Annotated in this window: 22 protein-coding genes; 8 read left to right on the top strand and 14 right to left on the bottom strand. The window is 68.2% G+C overall.

Going from position 1 to position 26,215, the window contains the following annotated elements; genetic code table 11:
* Positions 1 to 143: 143 nt before the first annotated feature.
* Entirely contained in the window at positions 144 to 1,670 is a 1,527-nt protein-coding gene (locus tag C560_RS0102645; protein WP_026537034.1) for a M20/M25/M40 family metallo-hydrolase, read from the top strand.
* A gap of 116 nt (positions 1,671 to 1,786) precedes the next feature.
* On the opposite strand, the gene C560_RS0102640 is transcribed toward C560_RS0102645, so the two are convergent.
* On the bottom strand, positions 1,787 to 2,776 hold the full coding sequence (locus C560_RS0102640) for a M56 family metallopeptidase (protein WP_026537033.1): 990 nt from the start codon (positions 2,774 to 2,776) through the stop codon (positions 1,787 to 1,789).
* 6 nt (positions 2,777 to 2,782) lie between these two features.
* The gene (locus C560_RS0102635; RefSeq protein WP_018772400.1) at positions 2,783 to 3,169 is read right to left on the bottom strand and encodes a BlaI/MecI/CopY family transcriptional regulator; all 387 of its coding nucleotides are present in this window, start codon (positions 3,167 to 3,169) and stop codon (positions 2,783 to 2,785) included.
* 318 nt (positions 3,170 to 3,487) lie between these two features.
* Between C560_RS0102635 and C560_RS0102630 the strand changes: the two genes are divergently transcribed.
* The 4 genes from C560_RS0102630 (at position 3,488) to C560_RS0102615 (ending at position 10,928) form a co-directional block, all read left to right on the top strand.
* Positions 3,488 to 5,083 carry a cytochrome ubiquinol oxidase subunit I gene (locus C560_RS0102630; RefSeq protein WP_026537032.1) on the top strand — a complete coding sequence of 532 codons (1,596 nt, stop codon included), beginning with the start codon at positions 3,488 to 3,490 and terminating at the stop codon, positions 5,081 to 5,083.
* A gap of 62 nt (positions 5,084 to 5,145) precedes the next feature.
* Complete coding sequence (cydB, locus tag C560_RS0102625; RefSeq protein ID WP_018772402.1) at positions 5,146 to 6,195, top strand: cytochrome d ubiquinol oxidase subunit II; 1,050 nt, start codon at positions 5,146 to 5,148, stop codon at positions 6,193 to 6,195.
* Positions 6,196 to 6,203: 8 nt separating this feature from the next.
* Complete coding sequence (gene cydD / locus C560_RS0102620) at positions 6,204 to 9,830, top strand: thiol reductant ABC exporter subunit CydD (protein ID WP_026537031.1); 3,627 nt, start codon at positions 6,204 to 6,206, stop codon at positions 9,828 to 9,830.
* Between the two features lie 21 nt (positions 9,831 to 9,851).
* On the top strand, positions 9,852 to 10,928 hold the full coding sequence (locus C560_RS0102615; RefSeq protein WP_026537030.1) for a GNAT family N-acetyltransferase: 1,077 nt from the start codon (positions 9,852 to 9,854) through the stop codon (positions 10,926 to 10,928).
* A gap of 81 nt (positions 10,929 to 11,009) precedes the next feature.
* Here the strand turns inward: C560_RS0102615 and C560_RS0102610 are convergent, their stop codons facing one another.
* From C560_RS0102610 to C560_RS0102560, 11 genes are all read right to left on the bottom strand, one after another.
* Positions 11,010 to 11,528, bottom strand: a complete 519-nt coding sequence (locus C560_RS0102610; protein WP_026537029.1) for a DinB family protein — start codon at positions 11,526 to 11,528, stop codon at positions 11,010 to 11,012.
* A gap of 92 nt (positions 11,529 to 11,620) precedes the next feature.
* Entirely contained in the window at positions 11,621 to 12,244 is a 624-nt protein-coding gene (locus C560_RS0102605; RefSeq protein ID WP_026537028.1) for a DUF305 domain-containing protein, read from the bottom strand.
* Between the two features lie 136 nt (positions 12,245 to 12,380).
* Complete coding sequence (locus tag C560_RS0102600; protein ID WP_026537027.1) at positions 12,381 to 12,911, bottom strand: hypothetical protein; 531 nt, start codon at positions 12,909 to 12,911, stop codon at positions 12,381 to 12,383.
* Between the two features lie 98 nt (positions 12,912 to 13,009).
* Positions 13,010 to 14,461, bottom strand: coding sequence for a multicopper oxidase family protein (locus tag C560_RS0102595; protein WP_081801594.1), 1,452 nt, complete (start codon positions 14,459 to 14,461; stop codon positions 13,010 to 13,012).
* An 8-nt stretch (positions 14,462 to 14,469) separates the two neighbouring features.
* Complete coding sequence (locus C560_RS0102590; protein WP_026537025.1) at positions 14,470 to 14,727, bottom strand: SHOCT domain-containing protein; 258 nt, start codon at positions 14,725 to 14,727, stop codon at positions 14,470 to 14,472.
* 132 nt (positions 14,728 to 14,859) lie between these two features.
* Positions 14,860 to 16,164: an MFS transporter gene (locus tag C560_RS0102585; RefSeq protein WP_026537024.1), complete on the bottom strand. Its 1,305-nt coding sequence runs from the start codon at positions 16,162 to 16,164 to the stop codon at positions 14,860 to 14,862.
* A 96-nt stretch (positions 16,165 to 16,260) separates the two neighbouring features.
* The gene (locus tag C560_RS0102580; RefSeq protein ID WP_026537023.1) at positions 16,261 to 17,670 is read right to left on the bottom strand and encodes an MBL fold metallo-hydrolase; all 1,410 of its coding nucleotides are present in this window, start codon (positions 17,668 to 17,670) and stop codon (positions 16,261 to 16,263) included.
* A gap of 140 nt (positions 17,671 to 17,810) precedes the next feature.
* Positions 17,811 to 18,107, bottom strand: a complete 297-nt coding sequence (locus C560_RS0102575; protein WP_026537022.1) for a rhodanese-like domain-containing protein — start codon at positions 18,105 to 18,107, stop codon at positions 17,811 to 17,813.
* 31 nt (positions 18,108 to 18,138) lie between these two features.
* A complete protein-coding gene (locus C560_RS0102570; protein WP_026537021.1) occupies positions 18,139 to 18,480 on the bottom strand; it encodes a rhodanese-like domain-containing protein in 342 nt (113 codons plus the stop codon).
* 37 nt (positions 18,481 to 18,517) lie between these two features.
* Positions 18,518 to 19,276: a sulfite exporter TauE/SafE family protein gene (locus tag C560_RS0102565; RefSeq protein WP_026537020.1), complete on the bottom strand. Its 759-nt coding sequence runs from the start codon at positions 19,274 to 19,276 to the stop codon at positions 18,518 to 18,520.
* Entirely contained in the window at positions 19,273 to 19,884 is a 612-nt protein-coding gene (locus tag C560_RS0102560) for a rhodanese-like domain-containing protein (RefSeq protein ID WP_026537019.1), read from the bottom strand. Before C560_RS0102560 ends, C560_RS0102565 begins: the two co-directional genes overlap by 4 nt.
* Positions 19,885 to 20,009: 125 nt before the next feature.
* Here C560_RS0102560 and C560_RS0102555 point away from each other — a divergent pair, with 125 nt between their 5' ends.
* Both C560_RS0102555 and C560_RS0102550 read left to right on the top strand, forming a co-directional pair.
* Positions 20,010 to 20,267 carry a metal-sensitive transcriptional regulator gene (locus C560_RS0102555; RefSeq protein ID WP_026537018.1) on the top strand — a complete coding sequence of 86 codons (258 nt, stop codon included), beginning with the start codon at positions 20,010 to 20,012 and terminating at the stop codon, positions 20,265 to 20,267.
* 86 nt (positions 20,268 to 20,353) lie between these two features.
* Entirely contained in the window at positions 20,354 to 20,737 is a 384-nt protein-coding gene (locus C560_RS0102550) for a VOC family protein (protein WP_018772409.1), read from the top strand.
* Between the two features lie 129 nt (positions 20,738 to 20,866).
* Here the strand turns inward: C560_RS0102550 and C560_RS0102545 are convergent, their stop codons facing one another.
* A complete protein-coding gene (locus C560_RS0102545) occupies positions 20,867 to 23,407 on the bottom strand; it encodes a DNA gyrase/topoisomerase IV subunit A (protein ID WP_026537017.1) in 2,541 nt (846 codons plus the stop codon).
* A gap of 67 nt (positions 23,408 to 23,474) precedes the next feature.
* On the opposite strand from C560_RS0102545, the gene C560_RS0102540 reads away from it, so the two are divergent.
* Complete coding sequence (locus tag C560_RS0102540) at positions 23,475 to 26,186, top strand: bifunctional acetate--CoA ligase family protein/GNAT family N-acetyltransferase (protein WP_026537016.1); 2,712 nt, start codon at positions 23,475 to 23,477, stop codon at positions 26,184 to 26,186.
* The last annotated feature ends 29 nt before the right edge of the window (positions 26,187 to 26,215 follow it).

The raw sequence follows: 26,215 nt of genomic DNA, 5'->3' as shown, positions 1-26,215 counted from the left end.
CGACGGATATCCCCGCCCTCGCGGCGGCTTCGCCGGCGTCCGGTTCTCCCAACCTTTGCCCAAGGTGCTTCCGATAGCTTCATCTCACCCATGCGGGCAAGGACGCCCGGAATGGATTCCGCAGCCGAATCCAGGAGAACCCTATGAAGCAACGCCGGAATATCCGCCGCGCGGCCATCGCCGCCTCGATCGGATTGGCGGCCACTTTTGCGCCGCCCGCACTCGCTGACAACGGAACAAACACGGCACCCTTGCGTGCCGCCGTGTCGGCCACGAACATCATGAAGCACCTCGCGGCCCTCCAGGCCGTTGCGGACGCCAACGGCGGCACCCGCGCTGCCAGCACGCCGGGCTACGAAGCCTCCGCCCGGTACATCGAGGGCAAGTTGCGGGCCGCCGGCTACACCCCGGTCCGCCAAACCTTCCCCTACGAGCTCTACGACACCGTCTCGGCGTCGATGGAGCGTCTCTCGCCATCCCCACGAACCTACGCCTATAACGCCCCGGACGGCTTCCTCGATATGAACTATTCCGGTTCCGGCGACGTCACTGCCCCGCTGAGCGCCGTCGACATCAACCTGGCCGGCGACCGGGCCTCCACCAGCGGCTGCGAGGCAGCCGACTTCGGCGGGTTCACGGCGGGCAACATCGCCCTGCTCCAGCGCGGCACCTGCACCTTCCGGATCAAGGCGGACAACGCCGCCGCGGCCGGGGCGGCCGGCGTCATCATCTTCAACCAGGGCAACGACGACCCGACGGACGAGCGCTTTGCCCTCTTCGGCGGCACGCTGGACGCGCCTCAGGCAGGTATCCCGGTGGTCAGCACCAGCTTCGCCACCGGCGCCGAACTCGCCGGGCTGACCGGCGTCAGCATTCACCTCGCCGTGAGCTCCACCGTCACCAAGCTGACCTCGTTCAACATCCTGGCCGACACCGGCGGACGGGCGGACCGCACCGTCCTGGTGGGGGCGCATCTGGATTCCGTGCCGGAAGGGCCGGGCATCAACGACAACGGCACCGGAACAGCCGCCATCCTCGAGACTGCGATCCAGCTGAAGGCGTCGGGCCAGACCCCCGTGAACAGGGTCCGCTTCGCCTTCTGGGGAGGGGAGGAGCCCGGACTTGTCGGCTCCGACTTCTACACCTCCCAGCTGACGGCGAGCCAGATCAAGGCCCACGCGGTCAACCTCAACTTCGACATGGTCGGCTCGCCGAACTTTGTGCGGTTCGTCTACGACGGCGACGGCTCCTCCTTCGGTACGAAGGGCCCCAATGGCTCCGGACTCGTCGAGAAGGTCTTCCTGGACTACTTCAAGTCCCAGAACCTGCCTACTGCCCCTACGCAGTTCGACGGGCGCTCGGACTACTCCGGGTTCATCAACAACGGGATTCCGGCGGGTGGCCTGTTCACCGGCGCGGAAGACCTCAAGACGGCGGAGGAGGCGGCGGTGTTCGGCGGGACACCGAACGTGGCGCATGACGCCTGCTACCACCAGGCCTGCGACACCATCGGCAACGTCAATACCACTGTGCTGGAGCAAGTGGCCGACGCGATCGCCCACTCGACACTGACCTTCGCCATGACCACCTCGGCGATCAATGGAACGTCCAAGGGCAACGGGTCCGGCAACGTCGACCTCCAATTCAAGGCCAGCAAGCTGCTGAAATAGCGGCGCAGATGGCTAACTTGGCGCGAAACCGGCCGCCCCGCCGCTCCTGTGGCGGGGCGGCCGGCGTCTCGGCGGGAAGATCAGGTTCCGCGCGGACCAGGCTGGCGGGGCCGGCCTTAGCCGAGCAGGCCGGGGACCAGCAACAGGGCCGTCGGCACGGCCAGCAGGAGCACGCAGCAGGCCAGGACGGCGGCGCGCAGCGGTTCCGACAGCGGCGGCTGCGGCGAGAGCAGGCGGCTGACGCGGGACGCCGTCGTACCCGCCGAGCCACTGCCTCCGGTGGCGCCGGGCTGGCTGGGGTCGACGTCGGACAGGCGAGGCTCGCCGAACGCCATGCGCACCGCCGGGGCGGCCGGGGACCCGCTGGCCACAATGGCAATCGCCCTGATCAGGGTCGCCTTGCTCTCCGTCTTGAGCGCAACGTCGTCGGCCAGCATCTCGATCAGGGAGTTGACCGACTCCTGCGCCAGCCGGGTGGTGGGCAGCCACGGCAGGGCCTGGCGCCACGCGGCGAAGGCCCACAGCAGGAGGTGGTGGCGCTGGCTCAGGTGGGCGTTCTCGTGAATCAGCACGGCGCGCAATTCATCGGGTTCCAGGGCGGCCATGAGGCCGTCGGAGAGAACAGTCACAGACCGTGCACCGCCGGGCAGGCAGTACGCCACGGGCGAGTCAACGTTCAGGACCATGGTCCCCGGGCCGTCGGAGGATGGTGAGGCCAGAAGGTCCAGCAGCTCGCGGTGGCGCCGGCGCTGGCGCTGGATCTTGTAGTAGGTCAGCAGCAGGGTAAATACCAGGTGCGCCGTCAGCAGGGCCGCGGCCGAGAGCGCAAAGATGTGCCAGAAGCCCAGTTCAGTGGTGGGTGCATTGTGGAAGACCATTCCCCCCAGCGCCCGCAGGCCGGAGAGCAGGTTGTCCCCGACCGGCTCGAGCCCGTAGACCAGCATGGCGCCGATCATGGACAGGCCGCCGGCCAGGGCGATCGCCTGCCACAGCAGCATCGCCGTGAAGGGGGAGCGGGCCGGCCACTGGGCACGGGAGAGCAGGATAGGCACCGGCCACGCCAATGCTATCGCCAGGACCGCCAGAAAATATGAGGTCCAGAACATCGGGCGCTAGCTGCGGCCCAATAGCTTGCGCAGGGTTTCTGCCTCGTTGTCTGTAACGGAACCAATGAACCGGGCCAGGACGGCTTCGCGGTCCGGGGCGGAGCCGAGGACCTCGTGCATGAGTTCCGCGGTGTGGTCCGCGCGGCTCGAGACGGCCTGGTAGCGGTGGGGGCGGGTGCCGCGTTCGCGTTCCACGAGGCCCTTCCGCTCAAGACGCGAGAGCACGGTCAGCACCGTGGTGACCGCGAGGTCCTTGCCCACATGTCCGGCGCTGCCGTCCTGGGGCTGGGTGCTTTGTGCGAGGAGGTCCCGCAACGTGTTGGCTGTCGCAGCTTCTTGGCCTGCCCAGAGCAGGTCCATCACTGCCCGTTCCAGTTCACCGAGACTTGCCATTGCGTACATCCTTCTATGCCTGCCGCGCCGGCGTCATGCTGGGAAACTGCTGATGCCTGCCGGAGCGGTGTATGTGAATACTTCGTCTACAAATTTACCGTGTTTTGCGCATTCTTTCTACATGAAGTAGAACACGGCCGCCCGGCGTGTCGGGCCGTCGGGCGGGGTGGCGGGTCAGGGCCCTTCTTCCATTGCAGGCCGTGACGTGCCGTGGGAGTCTGAGTTACGGGGAGGCGCGGATGTGTTCTACACTCTGTAGAAGAATTACTTCTACGCCACGTAGAAGTTGCTCGGACCTAGCCAAAAGTAGGGACTGCTTTGGACGCCTTGGAAATCGCACGCTGGCAATTCGGAATCACCACGGTCTACCACTTCATGATGGTGCCGCTCACGATCGGCCTCGGGCTGGTGGTGGCTGTGATCCAGACGCTCTGGTACCGCACCGGCAAGCCGGAATACCTGCGCATGACCAAGTTCTGGGGCAAGCTCTTCCTGATTAACTTCATCATGGGCGTGGCCACCGGAATCGTGCAGGAGTTCCAGTTCGGCATGGCCTGGAGCGAGTACAGCCGCTTCGTCGGTGACGTCTTTGGCGCCCCGCTGGCCCTGGAGGCGCTGCTGGCCTTCTTCGTCGAATCAACCTTCCTCGGCCTGTGGATCTTCGGCTGGAAACAGCTCAAGCCCGCCGTCCACCTGGCCTGCCTCTGGGTCGCCGTCGTTGGCTCCGTCTTCTCGGCCTACTTCATCATCGTGGCCAACAGTTGGATGCAGCACCCCGTCGGCGTCGAAATGGTCAACGGCCGGCCCGTCATGACCGACGCGTGGGCCGTCTTCACCAACAACACCGCCCTCGTCGCCGTGCCCCACACTCTCTTCGGCGCCCTCGCGGTCGCCGGAGGGTTCCTGCTCGGCATCGCCTGGTACCACCTGTGGCGCCGCCGCCACGACGGCATCGACACGGTCGGCGCCGACGGCAAGGTGATCCCCGGCGAGGCCGCCGGCATCCTCGGCCGGGACCGCAGTGACCACACCGTCTGGATCCGCTCGCTGAGGATCGGCGCCGTCGTCGCCATGATTTCCTTCGCGGGCACCGCCTTCACCGGAGATCTGCAGGGCAAGCTCATGTTCGAGCAGCAGCCCATGAAGATGGCCGCCGCCGAGGCAGCCTGCCACGATGGCACCGGATTCTCGGTCCTCAGCGTCGGCAACCTCGGCGCGAAGAACTGCGACGACATCGTGGCCGTGATCGAGGTCCCGGGCATCCTGTCCTTCTTGGCCAAGGGCGACTTCACCACCGAAGTCAAGGGCGTCAACAGCCTGCTGGGGGAGTACCAGGCCAAGTACGGCACGACGCTGCCGGACAACCCCATCTACGGGGACCGCGCCGGCCAGCAAATCCAGTACGTGCCCGTCATGGAGGTCACCTACTGGGGCTTCCGGATGATGATCGGCTTCGGCGGCGTGGCCGCCCTGGCCGCCCTCCTGGCACTTTGGGTCACCCGCAAGGGAACCGTGCCGGCGTCCCGCGGTCTGATGCGCCTGGCGGTGTTCGGCATCCTCGCACCGTTCGGTGCCAATGCGGCGGGCTGGATCTTCACCGAGATGGGCCGCCAGCCGTTCGTCGTCGCCCCCAACCCGGACCCCAGCGGCATCGACCAGGTCTTCATGTTCACCGCCGCAGCCGTCTCACCGGGCGTCTCGGCCGGAGAGATCCTGACCTCCCTCGTGGTCCTGACCTCGATCTATGCGGTGCTGCTGGTGGTGGAGGTCAAGCTCCTGGTCAAGTACATCCGCGGCGGCGTGGCCTCGGCCATGCCGGAACTCGCCCACGCCCCCGTTGACGAAAACGAAGACGGCACCCCCCGGGGCGGTCCCGGTAAACCCGACGACGACGTCCTGGCGTTCGCCTACTAGGCGCCCGCCCACTAACCCACCACCCAGCAACCCCACACGAAAAAGCGCAGAGGATTCTCAGCATGGAACTGCTACCCACCATCTGGTTCGTTGCCATCGCGGTGCTGTGGACGGGCTATCTCTTTCTCGAGGGCTTCGACCTCGGCGTCGGCATGCTGATGAAGGGATTCGCCCGGGACAACACGGAACGCCGCGTCCTGATCAACACGATCGGCCCGGTCTGGGACGGCAATGAGGTCTGGCTCCTTACCGCCGGGGGCGCCACCTTCGCGGCCTTCCCGCTCTGGTACGCCTCGCTGTTCTCCGCCCTGTACCTGCCGCTCCTGCTGGTCCTCGTGGCGCTCATCTTCCGCGCCGTCGCCTTCGAATACCGCGGCAAGGTGGACAACCCCCGGTGGCGCGCCCGCTGGGACTGGGCCATCTCGGCAGGGTCGTTCGTGGCGGCCTTCGGCGTCGGCGCCGCACTGGCCCTGACCACCACGGGACTGCCGCTGGACGCCAACGGTGACCGAGAGGGCGGCCCGTTCGCCTGGTTCAGCGGCTATGCCGTGCTCGGCGGGCTCGCCGTCGTCGGGTTCTCCCTCCTGCACGGGCTCGGGTTCCTGGCGCTGAAGACCGACGGCGAGGTACGCCACCGGGCGCGGGCCTGGTTCGTCCGGCTGCTGCCAGTCCTGCTGCTGCCCATGGCCGGCTGGGCGGTGAGCCTCCAGTTCCTCAGCGGCGAGGCCTGGACCATCGCCGCCGTCGTCGCCGCCGTCGTCGCCGCAGTCCTGGCATGGAATTTTGCCCGCAAGGGTGCCGAAGGCCGTGCCTTCATGTCACTGGGGACATTCCTCCTGCTCGGCAGCGCGTCCATCTTCGGTGCCGCCTTCCCCGTGGTGCTTCCGTCCACGCTGAATCCCGCGTTCAATCTCACCGTCTCCAACGCCTCGTCCTCGGACTACACCCTTGGTCTGATGAGCATCGTGGCCTGCATCGGGCTGCCGCTGGTCCTGGCGTACCAGGCCTGGACGTACTGGGTGTTCCGGCGCCGGGTGAGCGCGGCGCACATCCCGGAGGCGCACAGCTTCCTTCCCGCGATCGCCGCCAAAGCGCTGGCACCGAAGGACTAGCTTCCCTGATGAGACCGTTCCCCGCCGGCCCCGCGACCCGTTCCGCCCTCTACCTGCTGGGACTGATTGCCGCCCTGAAGGCGCTCTCCCTGGTGCTCATGGCACAGGCTGTGGCTTCGATGCTCGCCGGGCTCGCCGCTCATGACCCCGCCTGGGCAGACCAGCTGGTTCTGGGTGCCGCGGGGGCAGTGCTGCGCTCATTGACCGTATGGGCCCAGTCCGTGGCCTCACGCCGGGCGGCGCTCGGAGTGAAGGAGGAGCTGCGCTCTCAACTGCTGGAGCAGGCACTGAGGAACGGCACACGGTCGGCCGGGCCCGCCGACGGCGGCCTCGCCGTGCTGGCCACCCGGGGGCTGGATGCCCTGGATAACTACTACACCCAGTTCCTGCCCGCGCTGGTGAACTGCGCGGCCATTCCGCTGCTGCTGGGTGCCCGCATCCTGTTCGCCGACTGGGTCAGCGCGGTGGTGATCGTGCTGACGGTGCCGCTGGTGCCGCTGTTCATGATCCTGATCGGGCGGTACACCGAGGAACGCGTCCGGGACGCCCAGTCCGCACTGGCCCGGCTCTCCGGGCACATGCTCGAGCTCGCCAAAGGCCTGCCCGTCCTCGTGGGCCTGGGCCGGGCCTCCGCCCAGCGCCAGGCGCTGGAAGACATGTCCGAAGAATATCGTTCCCGGACCATGGGGACGCTGCGCACGGCCTTCCTCTCCGCCCTGGCCCTGGAGCTCATCTCGACGATTTCCGTGGCGGTCGTCGCCGTGTTCATCGGCGTCCGCCTGGTCCACGGCGACATGGCGCTTGAGGCGGGGCTGCTTGCCCTCATCCTCGCCCCCGACTGCTACCTGCCGCTCCGGGAGCTCGGCACCGCACACCACGCCAGCGACGACGGCCGGGCAGCGCTCGCCGAAACCACTGCGGTCCTCGCGGACCCGGGGGCGGCGCCGCTGATTCCGGTGCCGGCCCCCGGTCCTGCATCCGGCCCGCCCGCCGTCACCGTGGACGGGCTGACCGTCCGCTTCGGCGGACGCACGGACGCCGCCGTCGGGCCGCTGAGCTTCACCGCCGCCGCCGGCCAGATCACGGCACTCGCCGGGGCCAGCGGCGCCGGCAAGAGCACAGTGCTCGGAGTCCTCGCGGGAACCATCGGGACGGGCGCGGGGACCGTCGTGGCCGGGCGCCTCGGAGGATTCACGACTGCGGAGGTGGCCTGGGTGCCCCAGCACCCCGTCATGGTGGCCTCGACGGTGCTGGACGAGATCCGCCTGTATCTCGGCGTTCCGGCCGATGAAGCCGACGCCGCCGGCACTGCCGTGGGCGCGGAAGCCGATGCGGCTGCGCAGCGGTGCCTCGCGGCCGTGGGCGTGGGGCACCTGGCCGCCAAGCACCCGGCCGAGCTGAGCCCGGGGGAGCTGAGGCGGGTTGCGCTGGCCCGCGGGCTGGCGAGGATCGAGGCCGGCGCCCGCGTACTGCTCCTGGATGAGCCCACCGCCCATCTGGACCGGGGATCGGCCACACTGGTCAACCGGGCCCTCGCCGGGCTCCGTGGACAGGTCACCGTGCTGCTCGTGGCGCACGACCGGCAAACCCGGGACCTTGCCGACGCGCTCGTCGCAGTGGCGCCGGGCGCCAGCGGGCGCCATGGCGGTGATTCTGCGGCCCCCGTTCCGCCGCTGCCGGCATCCGCCGGGGAAGACCCGGGGGTGCACGCGGCGGCCGCCCGGGCGCCGTTCCTCGTGGGCGCCGCGGCGCCGAGCCAAGGCCAAAGGCCGGGCCTTAGCCCGGCCCCGGGTCTGGCCCCGGACGGCCCTGAAACCGGCGCCCCACCTGCCGCGGCCGCGGGTTCAGTGAGCTCGCCCGACGCCGGCGCAGTCGGCTGGTCCGGTTCGGTCCCGGCCCAACTGCGTCTCCTGCTGGCCCCGGTACGGGGCCAGTTTGCCGGCGCCGGAGCCGTGGGCACGTTGGCGGCGCTGTTCGCCGTCGCCCTCGCGGGGCTTTCCGGCTGGCTCATCATCCGCGCCAGCGAACAGCCGCCCATCCTGTACCTGCTGACCGCGATCGTCGGCGTGAGGTTTTTCGGCGTCGGCCGGGCGTGCCTGCGGTACTCCGAACGGCTGCTGCTGCATGACGCCGTGTTTGCCGCCCTGACCCGGCTCCGGGGACGGCTTTGGGAGTCGCTGAGCCGCCGGGCACTGTCCCTGCGCCGGCTCCTGCAGGGCGGCAACGTACTCGGAACGGTGGTGGACGACGTCGACACGGTCCGCGAGCTCTTGCCCCGCGTCGTGCTGCCGCCCGTGACTGCCATAGCTGTTGCCGCGGCCGCGGTGGTCGGAATCGGGCTGCTGCTGCCAGCGGCGCTGCCTGCCGTGGGAGCGGCAGCGCTGCTGAGCATCGTCGTCGCCCCCGCCCTGGCCCTGGCCGCCGACCGCATGTCTGCCGGCACCGAACAAAAACTCCGTTCCGGCGTGCTCCGTCACGTTGCCGCCGCCCTGGACGCCCGCGCAGAACTGAATGCGAACGGCGTGAGCGCCCCTGTGCTTGGTGCGATTGGCCGGGCTGACCGCGCCGCGACGGCGGCCTCTCAGCGGTCGGCATGGGCGGAGGGGCTCGGGCAGGCCCTGACCGTCCTGGCCTGCGCCGGAGCCGCCTTGGCCAGCGCCCTGCTGGCCGCCCCGCTCGCCCTTAGCGGCGCGGTCGAACCCGAGACTGTTGCCGTTGTCGTCCTCGTGCAGCTTGCCCTGGTGGATCCCTATGCGGCCATCACCACGGCCGTGCGGCAGTACCCGGCGCTGCGCGCCGTGATGCGGCGGATCAGCGCGGACGGAGTCCTGGAGCCGGGGGCAAACGGTGACCCGGACGGTGACGCCGCAACGGGGGGACTGGTGCATGTGGCTTCGCGGCCCGGCGGCAGGCCAGGGATTGAACTCGCGGACCTCGCTGCCGCGTGGCCTGGTGGCGGAAATGTCTTTAGTGGGCTCACGGCCGAGGCCGGCCCCGGGCGCTGGCTGGCCGTCACCGGCGCCTCTGGCTCCGGCAAGTCGACTCTGCTGGCCGCGATCCTGGGTTTCCTGCCGGCGGCCAGCGGCCACCTGTACCTGAGTGGACGCGCGGCCTGGTGCCCGCAGGAGGCGCACCTGTTCGACTCGACCATCCGGGGCAACCTTCTCCTGGCGCGGCCGGAACCCGCTCCTGCCAGCACGGACGGTGCGCAGCGTGGACCCGGGGATGCCGTGTTGGCCAAAGGGGACGAGCAGATGCGGGCTGCCCTCGACGCGGTCGGACTCGGCCCGATGCTGGCCCGGCTCGAGGACGGCCTGGACACCCGGATCGGCCCGGGCGGGGCTTTCCTCAGCGGTGGGGAGCGTACGCGCCTGGCCGTTGCGCGCACGCTCATGACCGGGGCCGATGTCATCCTGCTCGATGAACCGACGGCGCACCTCGATGCGGAGTCAGGCAGGCGCATGCTCGCCGAATTGCGCGACGGGCTGCGCGGCCGGACCGTTGTCCTGGTCACCCACAACCCGAACGATATCGACGCCGCCGACACCAGACTGGACCTGGACGCCGCAGCCGCAGCCGCCGCTGCCGCCGCGGGCGATGGTCCGGCGACGGCGGCCGTGCTGGCGCGGGGGTAGCCCGCCTATTAGCCTGTTGCCATGACCCGAAACGGCGAGCTCCACCCCCGGCCCGCACTCGATCCCCGGCTGTACTGGCGGCCGGCGGAGCGCCACGACCTCGACGCGTGGGCCGGGCTGATCGCCCGCACGGCCGCCGTCGAGCAACCCGTCTGGTTTGAGCGCCAGGCGGATCTGGAACAGATCCTGGAGTCGAAGAATAACCCGGTGGCGGCAAACACCATCATCGGCTTCGATCCGGAGGGCGTTGCCCGGGCCTACGGCCGGATCACGAAGAACCGCGACGGTGACAAGGCAAACGGCTCCGGCTGCGTCGATCCTCAGTGGCAGGGGAGCGGGATCGGCACCGGACTGCTGGGCTGGATGGAACAGCGGACCAAAGACCGCTTCGCCCAGGACGCAGGCGGGGCCGGGACTGCCGGGACAGGCGGGGCGGGGAACGCCGGCGACGCCGCCGGCGCCCGGGCCGCGGTCCCGCGCCCGAGGCTGCGGCTCTATGCGGAGCAGCAGCACCAGCACCAGGCCGCATTGTTCGCCGCTTCCGGCTACGGCATTGTCCGCTATTACAACGAGATGCACCGGCCACTGAACCAGGCCGTGCCTGAAACCGCCCTGGACCCCGGGCTGGAGCTCGTCACGTTTGGGCCGGAGTTGCACGAACCGGTGCGGCTGGCGCACAACGCGGCATTCCGGGACCACTGGGGCAGCGAACCCCGCGACCAGGAGGGATGGGGCTTTGTGGTGAACGATCCGCAGGCCCGGCCGGACCTCAGCGGCGTCGTGCTGGACCGTTCCACCGGTACCGTGGCCGGGTACCAGCTGGCCACCCACGACGCCGAGGCCGCCCTGACCCGGGGCTTCCGCGAAGGCTACACGGAGCTCCTCGGCGTCCGGCGGGAATTCCGTGGACGGGGCATCGCGCAGGCCCTCCTGGCCGATGCCATGCGCCGCTTCGCGGCGGCGGGCATGGACGTGGCATCACTGGACGTCGACTCGGAGAACCCGACCGGTGCCCTCGCGCTCTACCTCAAGATGGGCTATGTGGCCGTCAACCGGAGCATGGCGTGGGACAAGGAGCTTCAGCCGGCCGCGCCGTAGGGGCCGTCATAGGAAACCGCAGGCCCGGCGCCTACGCGCCGGCCGTCCGCGCGACTGCCGTCCCCGTGCCGGTTCTTCGCGTCAGCCGTCCACATCGTGGAGGTGGTGGACGACGTCGTGCAGGAAATACTGCGCGAAGGTCAGGACAGTGAACACCGAGCCGTTGCTCCGGGTTCCCTTGCGGTCCCAATCTTCCTCCGGGACCCGCGCGAAGGACGCGGCGATCTGCTCGCCCTCGGCCGTCAGCTCGGCGCCGACCTGGGCCGGGTCGGAGCTGGCGTAGTCCTGCTCGATTGCCGTCTTGTCCTGGTCCCAGTCATCGAATTGGGCATCGTCCTCGGACAGCATCAAGGACAGGCGGTGATCGAAAAGCGTGAAGACGTCCCGGACGTGGCAGCCATACTCGAGGACGGACCACGTGGCCTCGTTGGGGCGTTCCGTCGCGTCCGGCCGGCGGAGGGCTGCACGCCACCGCGGGAGCATGTTGATGACTATCCCCGGCACGGTGGCCGGGGTCGCAGCGGATGCATCGTAACCGCACTCGGGGCAGGGTCGCGACAGGACCCAAGTCCAGTCCTTGGTATCCGGAATGATAGGCATTCCAGCAGTGTAAATGCATTTGCTCCGCTGCGTCGGCCGTGGCCGCCCGGTTGACGGCCCCGGTTCGAAGACGAACCGGGGCCGGGACGCTGCTAGAGGCCGGCCAGCAGGTCCTTCATCTCCTGGATTTCTGCTTCCTGGGCAGCCACGATCGCCTTGCTGAGGCTGAGGGCGTCGGGGTTCTTGCCTTGGCTGGTTTCGGTCTTGGCCATCATCACCGCGCCCTCGTGGTGGGCGATCATCTGGGCCAGGAACAGCTTGGCCGCGTCGGTGCCCTGGGCGGCGTCGAGCTTCTTCAGGTCCTCATCGCCCATCATCCCGTCGCCCATGCCATGGCCGGACGCCATCTGGGCGGGTTCGTTCCAGGTCTTGAGCCAGCCCGTCATCATCTCGATTTCCGGTGCCTGGGCGGCCTTGATCTTGGTGGCAAGGGCGGTGATCCGCGCATCCATGCCCTGTTTCTTGAGCATCATGTCGCTCATTTCCACGGCCTGGGCGTGGTGCGGGATCATCCCTTGGGTGAACATGGTGTCTGCCGCGTTGTGGTCCGCGGTTGCGGGGGCTGAGCTGGACGCCATGCCCATGCCGCCGCTGCCCATGCCCGGCATGGTGCTGGTGGGTGTGCTTCCGGAGGTGCCGGCGCAGCCGGCAAGGGCGATGGCGGCGGAAATGCCGAAGGCAGAAATTGTGGCAGAAACGGTCAGGGTTTTCTTCATGGGGTCAAGTCCTTCAATCATCAAAATGGCGTTGTGGCACGCCTGCGGATGACACGACCGCCCGCGCCGCAGGAAGAACGGGCTGGAGCGTGTCGGGGTAAGTGGGGCGCCGGGCACTATACGGCGCGATCCGTTCTTACGTCCGGCTGATGGACAGATCGCCCGGCGAAGGACTTGCGGGGAGATAGGAGTAGGCCCGGACGGCGGCGTCGCCGTGCGTGTCCGGGTTATGCATTGAGGCCGGTGCCATGCCAGGCGGGGGCGCAGCCAGGGAGGTCACGGCAGCCGACGGCACACAGGCCGAGTGCATCGATGCGGGGTCGGTGCAGCTCGATTGGCATACGCACGACGCCGACGGTGTAGCAGCTTTGGTGTTGCCGGCCGGCTCGGGGCCCGCTGTGGCCGTAGCGGCCGGGGCCATGGAGTCATGGGCCGTCGTGCCGGCGTGCAGGGCAGGGGCAGCCGGATCGGATGCGAGGTTGGTCTCCGGCCGCGAGGACGGCCCCGCGGGTTCCGTGGAGGATGTCACCGCAGTCGTGGCATGGGCGCCATGCATTCCGGTCATGATGTGCATCCCGAGGAATCCAGCCACGACGGCCAGCAGGCCCACCAGCAGGAACCCGCGGCGAAGGGCGGTTGCGGCATGGTTCACGAACGCTGCGGCCATGGCATTCTCCCTCCGGATGGCAGTGCTGGATGTTGCTCAGGTTAAGGCTACAGGCTGGGCGTTGGCCGGGCGGTCGTCGGGATACTTGCTGCCAGTGGCTAGCGGACTTCGATGACGCCCATCATTCCTTGGTCCTCGTGGTCCAGGATATGGCAGTGGTACACGGAGCGGCCCGTGAAATCCTTGAAGTTGATCCGGACCCGCACCTGTCCGTTGGCGGGTATGTTGACGACATCACGCCAGACGGGCGGGCCCGATGTTGGACCCTGCTCCTCGACGATCTGCATCGGCCAGACATGCAGATGGAAAGGATGGTCCATCGGACTGGGATTGAACAGGGTCCACTCCTCCACCGTCTGCGCGGCCACGGTAGTGTCCGTCCGGCCTGCGTTGAATTCACGGCCGTTGATGGTGAAACTCATTCCCATCCCCATACCCATGCCGCCGACGGCGAGGATCAGCCGCCTGTGCGCGGCAACGGCCGCGGTCCTCAGGTCTGGCGGCGCAGGCCGGGCCGGCACCGGCGGAGGAGGAGCGGCCGGGGCGCCGGACGCCGAGAGGGTCGCCAGCACGATATCCCCTGAGCCCTGGCCGCCGTTGGGGGCTGGCCCCGCCGGCCCCATCATGCCGGCCATGCTGCCACGGTTGTAGTAGACGGCGCCAAGAGTGGCGTCGCCCGCGACAGCTGTGACCAGGACATCTGCACGGTTGCCCGGCGCCAGCAGCACCCCGTCCGCGTTCCGGGGTGTGGCGAAGCGGCCGGAATCCATGCCGAGGAGCTGCATCTGCTGCCCGTCCAGGCGCAGCTGCAGATAGCGGGCCACGCAGGTGTTCACGATCCGCCACCGCTCACGCTCGCCCGGCCGGGCGGAAAGTTTCGGGTTGCTTTGTCCGTTGATCAGGACAAGTGCACCTTCCCGGCCGAGCATCCGGTCCATGGGCGAGGCGTCGGCGACGGTTCCGGACCCGTCCAGGGTGATATCAGAGACGACCATCACCCGCTCGCGGCTGACATCCACGGGCTGTGCGTCCTCGACGATGATCGCACCGAACAGCCCAGCGAAAATCTGATCGGCGACCATTCCGTGATGGTGCGGGTGGTACCAGTACACGCCGGGCGGGTGGTCCGCAGGGAGGCGGTACTCGTAGCTGAACGAGTGCCCGGGCTCGACAACGTTGAAAACGTTGTCTCCGTTGCCCTGGGGTGAGACGTGGAGTCCGTGGACATGCAGGTTTGTCGGGACGGCCATGCTGTTGACCAGCTCGACGGCGAGCACGTCCCCACCCCGCAATCGCAGAGTTGGGCCGGGGACTCCGCCGTTGTAGCCAAGCGCCGAGGCCCGCTGGCCGCCGAGCTGCACCGAGCCCGCGGACGCTTCGAGCCGGACCTGCAGCCGGCCGTTGCTGCTGCGCAGCTGCTTCGGCTCGGTGAAATCCCCGCCCGCGACGGGGGCGAACCGGGAACTGACCGTCCACCAGAGCCCGGCGCCGCCGGCGGCTATGGCCGCCGTACCGAGGCCGCCCAGCAGGAGCGCGTTCCGGCGGCTCATTGGGCGCACTATTGGTCCTCGCCGAGAACCTTTAGCTGCTCTCGGTATTGCTCCGCCGTCAGTTCACCTCGGGCAAAGCGTTCATCGAGGATCTGCCGGGCCCGGCTCCTGCCGGGGTAGGGCCCCTGCGGTCCCTGCATCCCGCTGTGACTGCCGCCGCCGGCAAACATGCGCACGGCGACCAGTACCAGCAGCGCTATGCCGATGAGCAGGAGTATGCCCCACATCCACATCCAGGCCATATTCATGCCGTAGCCCCACATCACGACCGGCGTCCTTTCGCCTCAGAGCACTCCTATTCCGATTCTGTGGCCGGCCACGGCTGGCCGGTAGAGGCCGAAGGCCTCCCCGCCCGGGAGCCTTCGACGCCGTCATCCTAAATTCCCCACTTCGGTGTGTCAGCCCGTGGCGCTGTGGTCAGCGCCTCGCATCCTCATTGCTACGAGAATGCCGGAAGCTGCGGTGAGCGCGGCGACGGCCGTGATGGCTGCGGAAATGCCGTAAGCATCGGCGAGGAGCCCGGAGAGCAGGGCGCCGATCGCGAAGCCACCGTCACGCCAGAGCCGGTAGATGCCCACCGAGCGAGCCCGCCACTGCGGGTGGGCGACGTCGCCGATGGCGGCAAGCAGGGTGGGATAGACCATGGCGGTTCCTGCCCCGAGCAGGATGGCCGCGGCGAGCCAGGTTCCAAAGTCGGTTCCGATGGCGACCATGCCCAGCGCTGCGGCCTGGACCAGCATGCCGCCGGTGATTAGCGGTTTGCGCCCGTATCGGTCGGACAGGGCGCCGGTGACGAACTGACCGGCTCCCCAGACGGCAGGGTAGACGGCGGCGAGGATCCCTATTTTTTCGATGCTGAGCCCTGCGCTGGCAAAGAGAACGGGGAAAAGGCCCCAGGCCAGGCCATCGTTGAGGTTGTTCACCATGCCGGCCTGGCTGACGGCGGACAGTGACCTGTCCTTGAAGCTGGTCAAGGTAAAGATTTCCCGGTTGTTCAGCTCCGCGGTGGATCCTGTGTGAACGGCTCTGTGGGTGTCTGCTTCGGCTTTGGCATGGTGGTGTGTTTCGCGGACGGTCAGGACGGAGACTCCGAGGCCGACCGCGACGAAGACTGCCCCGAGGAGGAAGGGCCCGGGCCGCAGCCCGTAGCTGGCGGCGATAAAGCCGGTGGCCAGCGCGGTTCCGGCGACGCCGAGGTAACCGGCGCCTTCGTTCAGGCCCATGGCCAGACCGCGGCGGGAGGGTCCGACGAGGTCCATTTTCATGACCACGGTGGTTGACCAGGTCAGGCCCTGGCTGATGCCGAGGACGATGTTGGCAGCGACAATCCAGTCCCACGAGGGTCCGAAGATCAGCAGCAGCGGCACGGGGACGGCGATGAGCCAGCCGGTCACCAGGACGGGCTTGCGGCCGTAGCGGTCCGAGAGGGCGCCGGCGAAGTAGTTGGTGGCGGCTTTGGCCAGTCCAAACGCAAGGATGAAGGTCAGGGCGCCGGTGTACTGGTCAAGGTGAAAGACCTGGCCGGCGAGCAGCGGCAGAACGGTGCGTTCCTGGCCGAGGGTGCCGCCGACGAGGGCGTTCACGGCGACGAGAAGCATGAATTGCGCCAGGTTCTGACGCAGGCCCAGCGCGACGCCGGTGTGCCGTGGGCGTTCCGGCCGGACTGCGCGGCCTTGCAATGACGGGGTGTTGCCGGGCGTCATCTCTGAACTCCAGTTGTCTGGGACATGCGTTGGCGGCGGCCGGGTGTCCCGGCGGCCGCCACCGCTGTCAATCAAATACTTCAGGTTTTGCCGAGATCAGTTGGTGGAAACGGATTCGCGTGCCTGCTGCCATGAAGCCCATCCGGCGTAGCTGCCAGCGAGTTCGACGACGTCGTAACCGGCCCGGCGCAGGGCGCTCGCCGCGACGGAGTTGCGGACGCCGCTCTGGCAGTAGGTCACGAGAGTGCCTCCGGCCGGGAGTTCATCGAGGTTCCACATGACGCGGCCGCCGCTGAGCTGGTGGGATCCGGGGATGTGCCCGGCGGCGTGTTCGGTGCGGTTGCGAACGTCCAGAACCACGGCGGCGTCAAAGTCGGCCAGTTCGGCAGGCTGGATCAGACGCGGGGTAGACGTTGGCAGGTCTTCGAAGCTGGTGAGGTAGCCGGCGACGTTGTCGATGCCGACGCGGACCAAGTGGTCCCACATTTCCTGCGCGGCAGCCTGAGTGGGGGCCAGCAGAACCAACGGGTTCTTATCGGTTTCCGGGTTCACAACCCAGGCGCCGTAGGTGGCCACGGACTTGCCGGCGGGGATGTTCAGGGAGCCGGTGACGGTGCCCTCGTGGACCTCGGCATTGGGACGGGTGTCCACGAACGTCACGGTGTCCGCGCTGAGGCCGCGGGCGACGTCGTCGGTGGCGAGTTCCGTCAGCGGGGCGCGTTCGCCCATGACGGCGGGGCCCTCACGGTTTTCGCGCTTCATCCGCCCGAAGTAGGCGTGGGCGTCCGGCTGGCCGTCGAGAAGCTCATTGACGAAACCCTGTTCGTCGTTCGCGGCCAGGTAGGGGCCCCACCAGGCGTAGAGCCGTTCGTAACCGACGGTGGAGGAGGGGATGGCGCCCAGAGCCTTCCCGCAGGCGCTGCCGGCGCCATGGGCCGGGTGGACTTGGACGTAGTCGGGCAGGGTCAGGAATTTGTCCCGCAGACTGGCGAAGAGCTGCTTGGCACCCTCAAACCGGGTGTCCACGCCGCCGGCCGCTTCGTCCAGCAGGTCCGGGCGCCCCAGGTCACCGGAGAAGACGAAGTCGCCGGAGAGCAGGTAGCCGGGCTGGTCGCTGAAGGCGCCGTCAGTCACCAGGAAGGACAGGTGCTCCGGGGTGTGGCCCGGGGTATGCAGAGCCTGGATGGTGATGTTGCCAAGGGCGATCCTGTCGCCGTCGTAGAGCCGTTCGCCGTCGAACTCGTACTGCCAGTCCTGGCCGCCTTCGCCGGAGACATAGATCGTGGCGCCGGTCGCTGCGGCCAGCTCGCGGGTGCCGGAGAGGTAGTCGGCGTGAATATGGGTTTCGGTGACGGCCACAATCTTCATGCCGTTCTTTTCGGCCAGATCCTGATAGACCGCGATGTCCCGGCGGCCGTCCACAACAACAGCCTCACCCTTGGCCTGGCAGCCAATCAGGTAGCTGGCCTGGGCGAGGTCTTCATCGTAAATGCGCTCGATAAGCATTGGTGCTCTCCTTCGTGGGGGAAGTTTGGTATCTGATGTTGCGTGCCGGCTGTACCAGGTTTTCGGCACGGCGTTTAGGGGTTCCGCTGTGGCGGGTCGGCCATGGAAAAGGTTGAAAGGCCCGGCCCGTCAGCAGGAGGTCAGGTGGTCGGGAGGCCCTCACGGGTCCAGGCGGTCATGCTGCCGGCCATGGTGTCGGCAGTGAAGCCAGCGCCGTTGAGTGCCTCTGCGACGCGGGCGGACCGGTTGCCGCTACGGCATACGGCGATCACCGGAACTGCGGGGTCCAGCTCTGCCAGCCGTGCCTGCAGCTGCCCCATGGGGATGTGCAGTGCCCCGGGGATCATGCCTTCGGCCACTTCAAAGTCCTCGCGGACATCGAGGATGCAGGCATTGGGACGGCGCTGGTCGGTTTCGTTGATGGTGATTTCAGCCATGGCTTCTCCTTCTGGTCTTCTGATGGTGTTGTTAGCGGACGGGCTCGCCGGCCTGACGCCAGGCACTCATGCCGCCGCGGAGGGAGTACGCCTCATAGCCCTTTCCCGCAAGCAGGCGGGCGGCGGAGGCGGAGCGGACTCCGGACTGGCACATTGCGATCACGGGCCTGGTCTTCTGGACCCCGGCCGTGCCGGCCTGAAGCTTCTCCAGCGGGACATACCTGGCCTGCGGCGCGCGCCCGGAGCGCCATTCCTGGGCGGATCGAACGTCGATCAATATGGCCCCCGAGGCCAGGAGTTCCTTGGCGCCAGCGACTGAGACGGTCTTGTAGGGCTTGCGGAAGGTCTTCTTGAGGGAGCTGATGAGGCCCATGGTGTTCTCCTTTGTTTCGGGTTGGAGGGCTGGCGTGTCAGGCGGTGACGGTGCTTGCTGTGACCCATGCCGCTACGGCAAAGATGAGCACCGCGAAGGAGACCCGGATGTGCTTGTCCTGCAGCCGGCGGGCGAGCCGGGCAGCAAAGAGGGATCCAAGGATGGCCGGGACCGCGAAGCCCAGGACCGTGGGCCACTCGATCGTGAAACCTGCGGCGTGGGCCCCAAAGCCCGCCGCCGAATTGATCACGATGATGGCAAGGGAGGAACCGACTGCCTGTTTCATGCGCAGCCCCAGGAACAGCGTGAGAGCCGGGGTGATCAGGAACCCTCCGCCCACACCCAGCAGCCCCGTGAGGAACCCAACGAGGAGGCCGACCCCCACGGCCTTCGGCGCGCAGGTGCGGAAGGCCCTGGTGGGCCCGATGCTGCAGGAACCGTCGGTTTCCCTGGTCCGCGCGAGCATCCGGATCCCCGCGATCACCATGATCACGGCGAAGGCGAGCATCAGGATGTTCGGATCAAGCAGGCGGCCCAGGGCGGTTCCAGTCCAAGCGGCCGGGATGCCCGCGGCACCGACAATCAGGACCACTGGCCAGTTGATGCCTTCACGGAGCCTGGGGATCAGGGCCGCCAGGGACGAGATGCCCACCACGAGCAGGGAGGTGGGAATGGCCTCCGCGGGGCTCATGCCCACGCCGTACACCAGGGCGGGAACGGCGATGATCGACCCGCCGCCACCCACCACACCGAGTACGACGCCGACGATGAGCCCCAGCGACAGGGCCGCGATCATGCTGCCGGAGTCTGCTCAGCCGGGAAAACCGGCAGCTGCATGATGGCGGTTTCGCGCGTGGGCTCCTTGGCGGACTTGTTCCACGGCATGGCCGAGAGGGCCCGGCCCATGGCGCAGGTGTTGGTCGCCGCGGAGAAGGTCAGGCCGGCGCCGATGACGCCAGCAAGCGTCCGGATCCTGGGGGAGACGAACTTGCCGCCAGCCAGGCCGAGGACCACCAGGGAGCCAGCGGCGAGACGGACCTGCCGCTCCAGGTCCCAGCGGTCCTTGCCTTTGACCACGTCACCCCCGGCCGCAGCGAAGCCTGGGACGCCGCCGGTCAGGACGTAGGCCGTATCGATGCCGGAACCACTGAGGCGCTGGCGCGCCTGTTCAGCGCGGGCCCCCGACTGGCAAACGAGGACGACGCGGCTACCCAGGCGGGCGGCGAGCTCATCGGTGTGCTCGGACAGCAGCGGCAACGGCACGTTGTATGACCCGCGGATGTGCACGGACTCGAACTCAGCGGCCGAGCGGACGTCAATGATCATGAGGTCCTGATGCTCCGTGACCCAGCTGCGCAAGGTCCCCGGAGCGAGAGCGGAAATGGCGGTGGAAGGGGAAGTCATGGCGGGCCTCTCGAAAGGGGTCGTGGGTGGATACCCCACCGAGTATGCCAGATACCCATGGGGGTATGCAAAATACCCCTTGGGGTATAAGGTTGTGGCAAGCCACCTACGCCTTTGGAGACCTCATGCAACTCGATTCGACTGAACTGGCCCCCGTGGTCAATCGCCTCAAACGTGCCCAGGGTCAGCTCGCTGCCGTGACCCGCATGCTGGAAGAGGGCGGGGACTGCAAGGAAATCGTCACGCAGCTGGCTGCCGTCTCGAAGGCTCTGGACAGGGCCGGATTCGCGATCATCGCCAGCGGCCTTGAGCAATGCATCGTCCGCGAAGACATCACCATGGACCGGAAAGAGCTCGAAAAGCTTTTCCTCTCCCTCGCCTGACCAGCCGGGGACAAAGGGCACCGTGTCGCGGGGGACGTGGAGGAGTATCATTCCTTCCGGGGGGCGGGCCTGGAAAGAGAATAGCCATGCTCAAGGACAAGCAAGTCGGCGCAGTGCTACCGGCAGCGGACATCGCCCGTGCACGGGATTTCTACCGCGATAAGCTCGGGCTCGAACCGGAGAACGCGGATGCCGAGGACAACCTGCAGTACAAGTGCGGCGGAGGTACCGGGTTCCTCCTGTACCAGACGCCCAACGCCGGAACGGCCAAGAACACGCAGATCGGCTGGCAGGTCGATGACCTTCCGGGTGCCGTTGCGGAACTCCGAGCCAAGGGAGTCGTTTTCGAGGAATACGATTTCCCGGGCCTAAAAACCGAGGACGGCATCGCCACCACTCCGGACGGAAGCTCGGCCGCGTGGTTCCTGGACACCGAGGGCAACATCCTGAGCCTCAACCACATGACCTAGTAACCTAGGGCCGGCCCACAGGCTGCAGGCAGGGCCTTGCCGGGACTGAGGTCGCCGGAAACGATGCCGATCACGAAGCCCGGCCGGAGCGCGACAGCGCCGCCGGCCGGGCTTCGTATGTCCGCGGTCCTACGCGTCGGTGCCGGCTTCCGGTTCCTCTGACCACGCCATGCTGGGTCCAATGGCGTCTATCGCCTGGGACAGCGGGATTCCGGAGCCGTCGCGGCGGCCATGCTCGCCGGGGAGTGAGCGCGCCACGCCCGCCAGGGAGGACGCCTTGGCCGGACCGTGCCCGGCCCACCCGAGCAGCAGCGTGTCCTCGCCCTTCAGGAAGCGGTGCGCCCGCACGCCGGCAGTCGCCCGGCCCTTGACCGGGTACTCGGCCAGGGCGGTGACCTTCGCAGCCCCGGGCGCTGTGCCCGGCAGGGCACCTTCCGTTCCGGCGATGGTCACGACGACGGCGGCGGCGTCGGCGGGGCTGGCGGCCCCGAAGAACAACACCCGGTCCCCGGCGGCCAGCTTGATCCCGGCCATGCCGCCGGCGGTCCGGCCCTGCGGGCGGACCGCGGAGGCACTGAAGCGCAGCAGCTGGGCCTGGCGCGTGATGAAGACGAGGTCGTCGTCGTCGGACCCGGCCGAGGCAACGCCCACCACGGTGTCCTTGTCCTTGAGCGCGATCGCTTCCCAGTCTTCACGGTTCAGCGGATAGTCCGGCTGCACCCGCTTGACCACGCCCTGGGCGGTTCCGATTGCCAGGACCTGGTCCAGCGGCGCAAAGGCCACCAGCGACTCACCCTTGAGGAGGGTGATGAAATCCTTGGCCGCCACCCCGCCGGCCATGTTCGGGGTCCCCGACGTTGGCGGCAGCACGGGCATGTCCATGACCTGCAGGCGCAGCATGCGGCCCTGCGAGGTCACGGCGGCGATCTCCCCGCGGGCGGTGGTCTTGACCACGGAGGAGAAAACATCATGCCGGGTCCGCGGTCCGGCCTCGGCCAGGCTGTCCTGGTTGGCGGTGCGGGCGATCTGTCCGGACACGGTGAGGATGGCCCAGCAGGGATCGTCCGCGATCTCGAGGGCCAGCGGTGCGGCCTTGCCCTTGGCCCCGGCGGCTGCGCCCACCGCGGCGGCCACGGTGGGGGAGACTGCCTCGGATTCCAGCAGGACGGTCCGGCGCGGCGTGCCGTACTTCTCCGCGATCTCGCCGAGTTCGTCGGACACCAGGGCCCGGAGCAGCGCGGGGGAGCCCAGGATTGCCTCAAGCTCCGCGATCTCCCGGCGGAGTTCCTCCTGTTCCTTCTCCAGCTCGACCCGCGAATACTTGGTCAGCTGACGCAGCCGCAGTTCCAGGATGTAGTTGGCCTGGATCTCGGAGAGATCGTAGATGGACATCAGCCGGGTCCGGGCCGCGGCGACCTCGTCGGAGGACCGGATGATCTGGATGACCTCGTCAATGTCCACGATCGCGACCAGCAGGCCCTCGACCAGGTGCAGGCGGTCCTTCTTCTTGCCCAGCCGGAAGGCCGTGCGGCGCCGGACCACATTGATCCGGTGGTCCACGTAGACCGAGAGCAGCTGAAGCAGCCCGAGGGTCTGCGGCTGGCCGTCGACGAGCGTGACGTTGTTGATACCGAAGGAATCCTCCATCGGGGTGTAGCGGTAGAGCTGCTGGAGCACGGCAGTGGGATTGAAGCCGTTCTTAAGCTCGATGACCAGGCGCAGGCCGTGCTTGCGGTCGGTGAGGTCCACGACGTCGCTGATGCCGGTGAGCTTCTTGCTGTTGACGGCATCCTTGATTTTCTCGATCACCTTCTCCGGGCCCACCATGTAAGGCAGTTCCGTGACCACCAGGCCGGTGCGGCGGGCCGAGAGCTGCTCGATGTCCACCTTTGCCCGGGTCTTGAAGGAGCCGCGGCCCGTGGCATAGGCGTCGCGGATGCCGTCCAGACCCACGATCCGGCCGCCGGTGGGCAGGTCCGGGCCGGGGACGAACCTCATGATGTCCTCGAGCGTGGCGTCCGGGTTGTCGATCAGGTGCCGGGCCGCGGCGATGACCTCCACCAGGTTGTGCGGGGACATGTTGGTGGCCATGCCGACGGCGATGCCGGTGGCGCCGTTGACCAGCAGGTTGGGGAACGCGGCCGGCAGCACGTCCGGCTGGGTCAGCTGGTTGTCGTAGTTGGGAACGAAATCGACGACGTCCTCGTCGAGGTGGTCGGTGAGGGTCAGGGCCGCGGCCGCCAGCCGGGCCTCCGTGTAGCGGGGGGCGGCGGGACCGTCGTCGAGCGAGCCGAAGTTGCCGTGCCCGTCGATCAGCGGCAGCCGCAGGGAAAAGTCCTGGGCCATGCGCACCATGGCGTCATAGATCGCGGCGTCACCGTGCGGGTGCAGCTTGCCCATGACCTCGCCCACCACGCGGGCGCTCTTGACATGGCCGCGGTCCGGGCGCAGCCCCATGTCGGACATCATGTAGAGAATGCGCCGCTGGACGGGCTTCAGGCCGTCGCGGGCGTCGGGGAGGGCCCGCGAATAGATCACCGAATAGGCGTATTCGAGGAACGAGCCTTCCATCTCGGACGTGACATCGATATCGACGATGTTTTCTGTGAATATTCCTGCGGAATCGGGGCTGGGTTCCCCTGCCGGGGGCGTGGTCTGGCGGCGTGCCATAAGGCTGGTGGATCCTTCTGAGGGGTGCTGAACGGGTACTGCGTAAGTTTATGACTAGGCTAAGCCTATGGTGGATCAGCCGGCGGACGGCGTATATCCGGAATATTGGGAAGCCGATGTTGTCCTGCGCGACGGCGGCACAGCGCATGTGCGCCCCATCCACCCCTCCGACGCGGATGCCGTCCAGGCCTTCCACGTGGGCCAGTCCCAGAAGTCCATCTATATGCGCTTCTTCGCCTTCAAGTCCAAACTGTCCAGCAAGGAACTCAAGCGCTTCACCGAGGTTGACTACAAGGACCGGGTGGCCCTGGTGATCACCATCGGCGGCGAAATCCTCGGCATCGGCCGTTACGACCGGCTCGATGACCCGGCAGAGGCCGAGGTCGCCTTCAACATCGCCGACGCCCACCAGGGCCGCGGCATCGGCTCGATCCTGCTCGAACACCTCGCCGCCGCCGCCCGCGAGCACGGGATCCGCAAATTCAGCGCCGAGGTGCTCCCGGAGAACCGCAAGATGCTGATGGTCTTCTCCGACGCCGGCTACGACGTCAAACGCCACTTCGACGACGGCGTGGTCAGCCTCGAGTTCAACATCGACCCCACCGACAAGTCCCGGGCCGTCATGGAATCCCGCGAACACCGCGCCGAGGCCCGCAGCATCCAGGAACTGCTCGCCCCGGCGTCCGTGGCCGTGATCGGCGCCAGCCGCAAATGGGGCACCGTGGGCTACCAGCTGCTCGAGCACATCATCGAAGGCGGCTTCAGCGGCCCGGTCTATGCGATCAACCCGGAGGCCCTGGAACTCGCCGGCATGCTCTCCTTCGCCCGGCTCTCCGAGGTCCCCGGCCCGGTCACGCTCGCCATCATCGCGGTCCCGTACGACGAGGTCCCCAAGGTGGTCCAGGAATGCGCCGCCGCCGGGGTCAAGGGAATTGTGGTGGCCACCGCGGGGTACGCGGACGACGGCGAACGCGGCCTTGCCCGCCAGCGCGAACTGGTCCGGCAGGCCCGCGCCAACGGCATGCGCGTGATCGGCCCGGCATCCCTGGGCATCGTCAACACCAACCCGTCCGTATCCCTCAACGCCTCGATGGCGCCGGCACTGGCCCGCCGCGGCGGCCTGGGGCTGTTCAGCCAGTCGGCCGCGATCGGCGTCTCCCTCTACGCGGCCTCCAGCCGGCGCCGGGTTGGCATCTCGACCTTCCTCTCGGCCGGCAACCGCGCCGACGTCTCCGGCAACGACATGATGCAGTACTGGGAAGACGACGCCGACACCACAGCGGTGGGCCTGTACCTGGAATCGATCGGCAACCCGCGCAAGTTCTCCCGGCTGGCCCGCCGGCTGGCCCGCACCAAACCGGTGATTGTGGCCAAGTCCGACGCCATGGGCCTGAACCTGCCGCCCGGGCACGCCGTCCGCACCACCCAGGCTCCCTCGGAAGCGCTGGACGCCATGATGCGGCAGGCCGGCGCGATCCGGGTCGAGACCATCGAAGAGCTCATGGACGTCGCCCAGATCGTCTCGAGCCAGCCGCTGCCCGGCGGGCCCGGCATCGCCGTCTTCAGCAACTCGCGCGCCCTTGGCAAGGTGGTCGCGGACAGTGCCGCCCGCCAGGGGCTCGGCGTGGAACGGATCGTGACCGACGTCGACCTCGACGCGGGCATGTCCCGGGCGCTGCCGGCCCTGCGCCGGAGCCTGCAGGAAACCCTGACCGCGGATACGGTGCACGCCGCGGTGGTCGCGCTGCTGCCGGCACACGGCCTCACAGTCGAAAAGATCGCCGGAGTGCTGGCCGAATGCTCCGCGGCGTCCGGCAAACCCGTGGTGGCCGCCTTTAGCGGAATCCTTGATCCCTCCATCTACGTGGAGGGCATGGTCGGCGCGGAACCGGAGCAACCACACCAGCCCGCGCCCGCTCCGCCGGTTCCGTGCTACTCCAACCCGGGTGCGGCGGTGGCGGCCCTTGGCGCCGTCGTGCGCTACGCCCAATGGCTGGACCGGGACCAGGGCCTGTTCGTGGAACCCGAAGGGTGCCACCCCGAGGCCGCCCGGGCAGACCTGGAGCTGCTGCTGCGCAATGTGGGCGGAGAGCAGCTGGTCCGACTGGACCAGGACACGGCCGCGCAGCTGCTGGGCCACTACGGCATCCGGCTGGTCCCGTCCGTCGGGTTCGAGACGGCGGAGCAGGCCGTGGCCGCGGCCGGGCGGCTCGGCTGGCCCGTGGCATTGAAGACCACGGATCCGGCACTGCGCCACCGCCTGGACCTCGGCGGCGTGCGGCTGGACATCCAGGACGCCGATTCGCTGCGGCGCAACGTGCTGGAGATGCGCAAGTCGCTCGAAAGGTACGGCTCGCCGTCCCTGGAAGTGCAGACCATGGTGCCCGTGGGTCAGGCCTGCACTTTCCGTGCCATCGAAGACCCGCTGCTGGGGCCCGTGATCTCCTTCGGCCTGGCCGGAGACGCCGTGAACCTGCTCGATGACTGGGCCCACCGCGTGCCGCCGCTCTCCGGCTCCGACGTCCGCGACTTCATCCGGGCGCCCCGGGCGTCGCGGAAACTCTTCGGCTACCAGGGCCTGCCCGCCGTCGACGTCGCGGCGCTCGAGGACCTCGCCGCCCGCCTCACCAGGCTCAAGGACAACCACCCGGAGATCGCGCTGGTGCATTTCAATCCCGTCCTCGCCGGGCCCGATGGTGCCTCGATCCTTGCCGCTGACGTCAGGATCGCAAACGCCGCCCAGCGGACCGACAGTGCGCGCCGGGCGATGCGCAGTTAGGGTCGAACCTCGCGGGCTGTAGCCCGCGT

Source organism: Arthrobacter sp. 9MFCol3.1 (genome assembly GCF_000620385.1).
GTDB lineage: Bacteria > Actinomycetota > Actinomycetes > Actinomycetales > Micrococcaceae > Arthrobacter.
The sequence above is the reverse complement of the archived record's forward strand: the minus strand, read 5'-3'. Positions and strand labels throughout refer to the sequence as shown.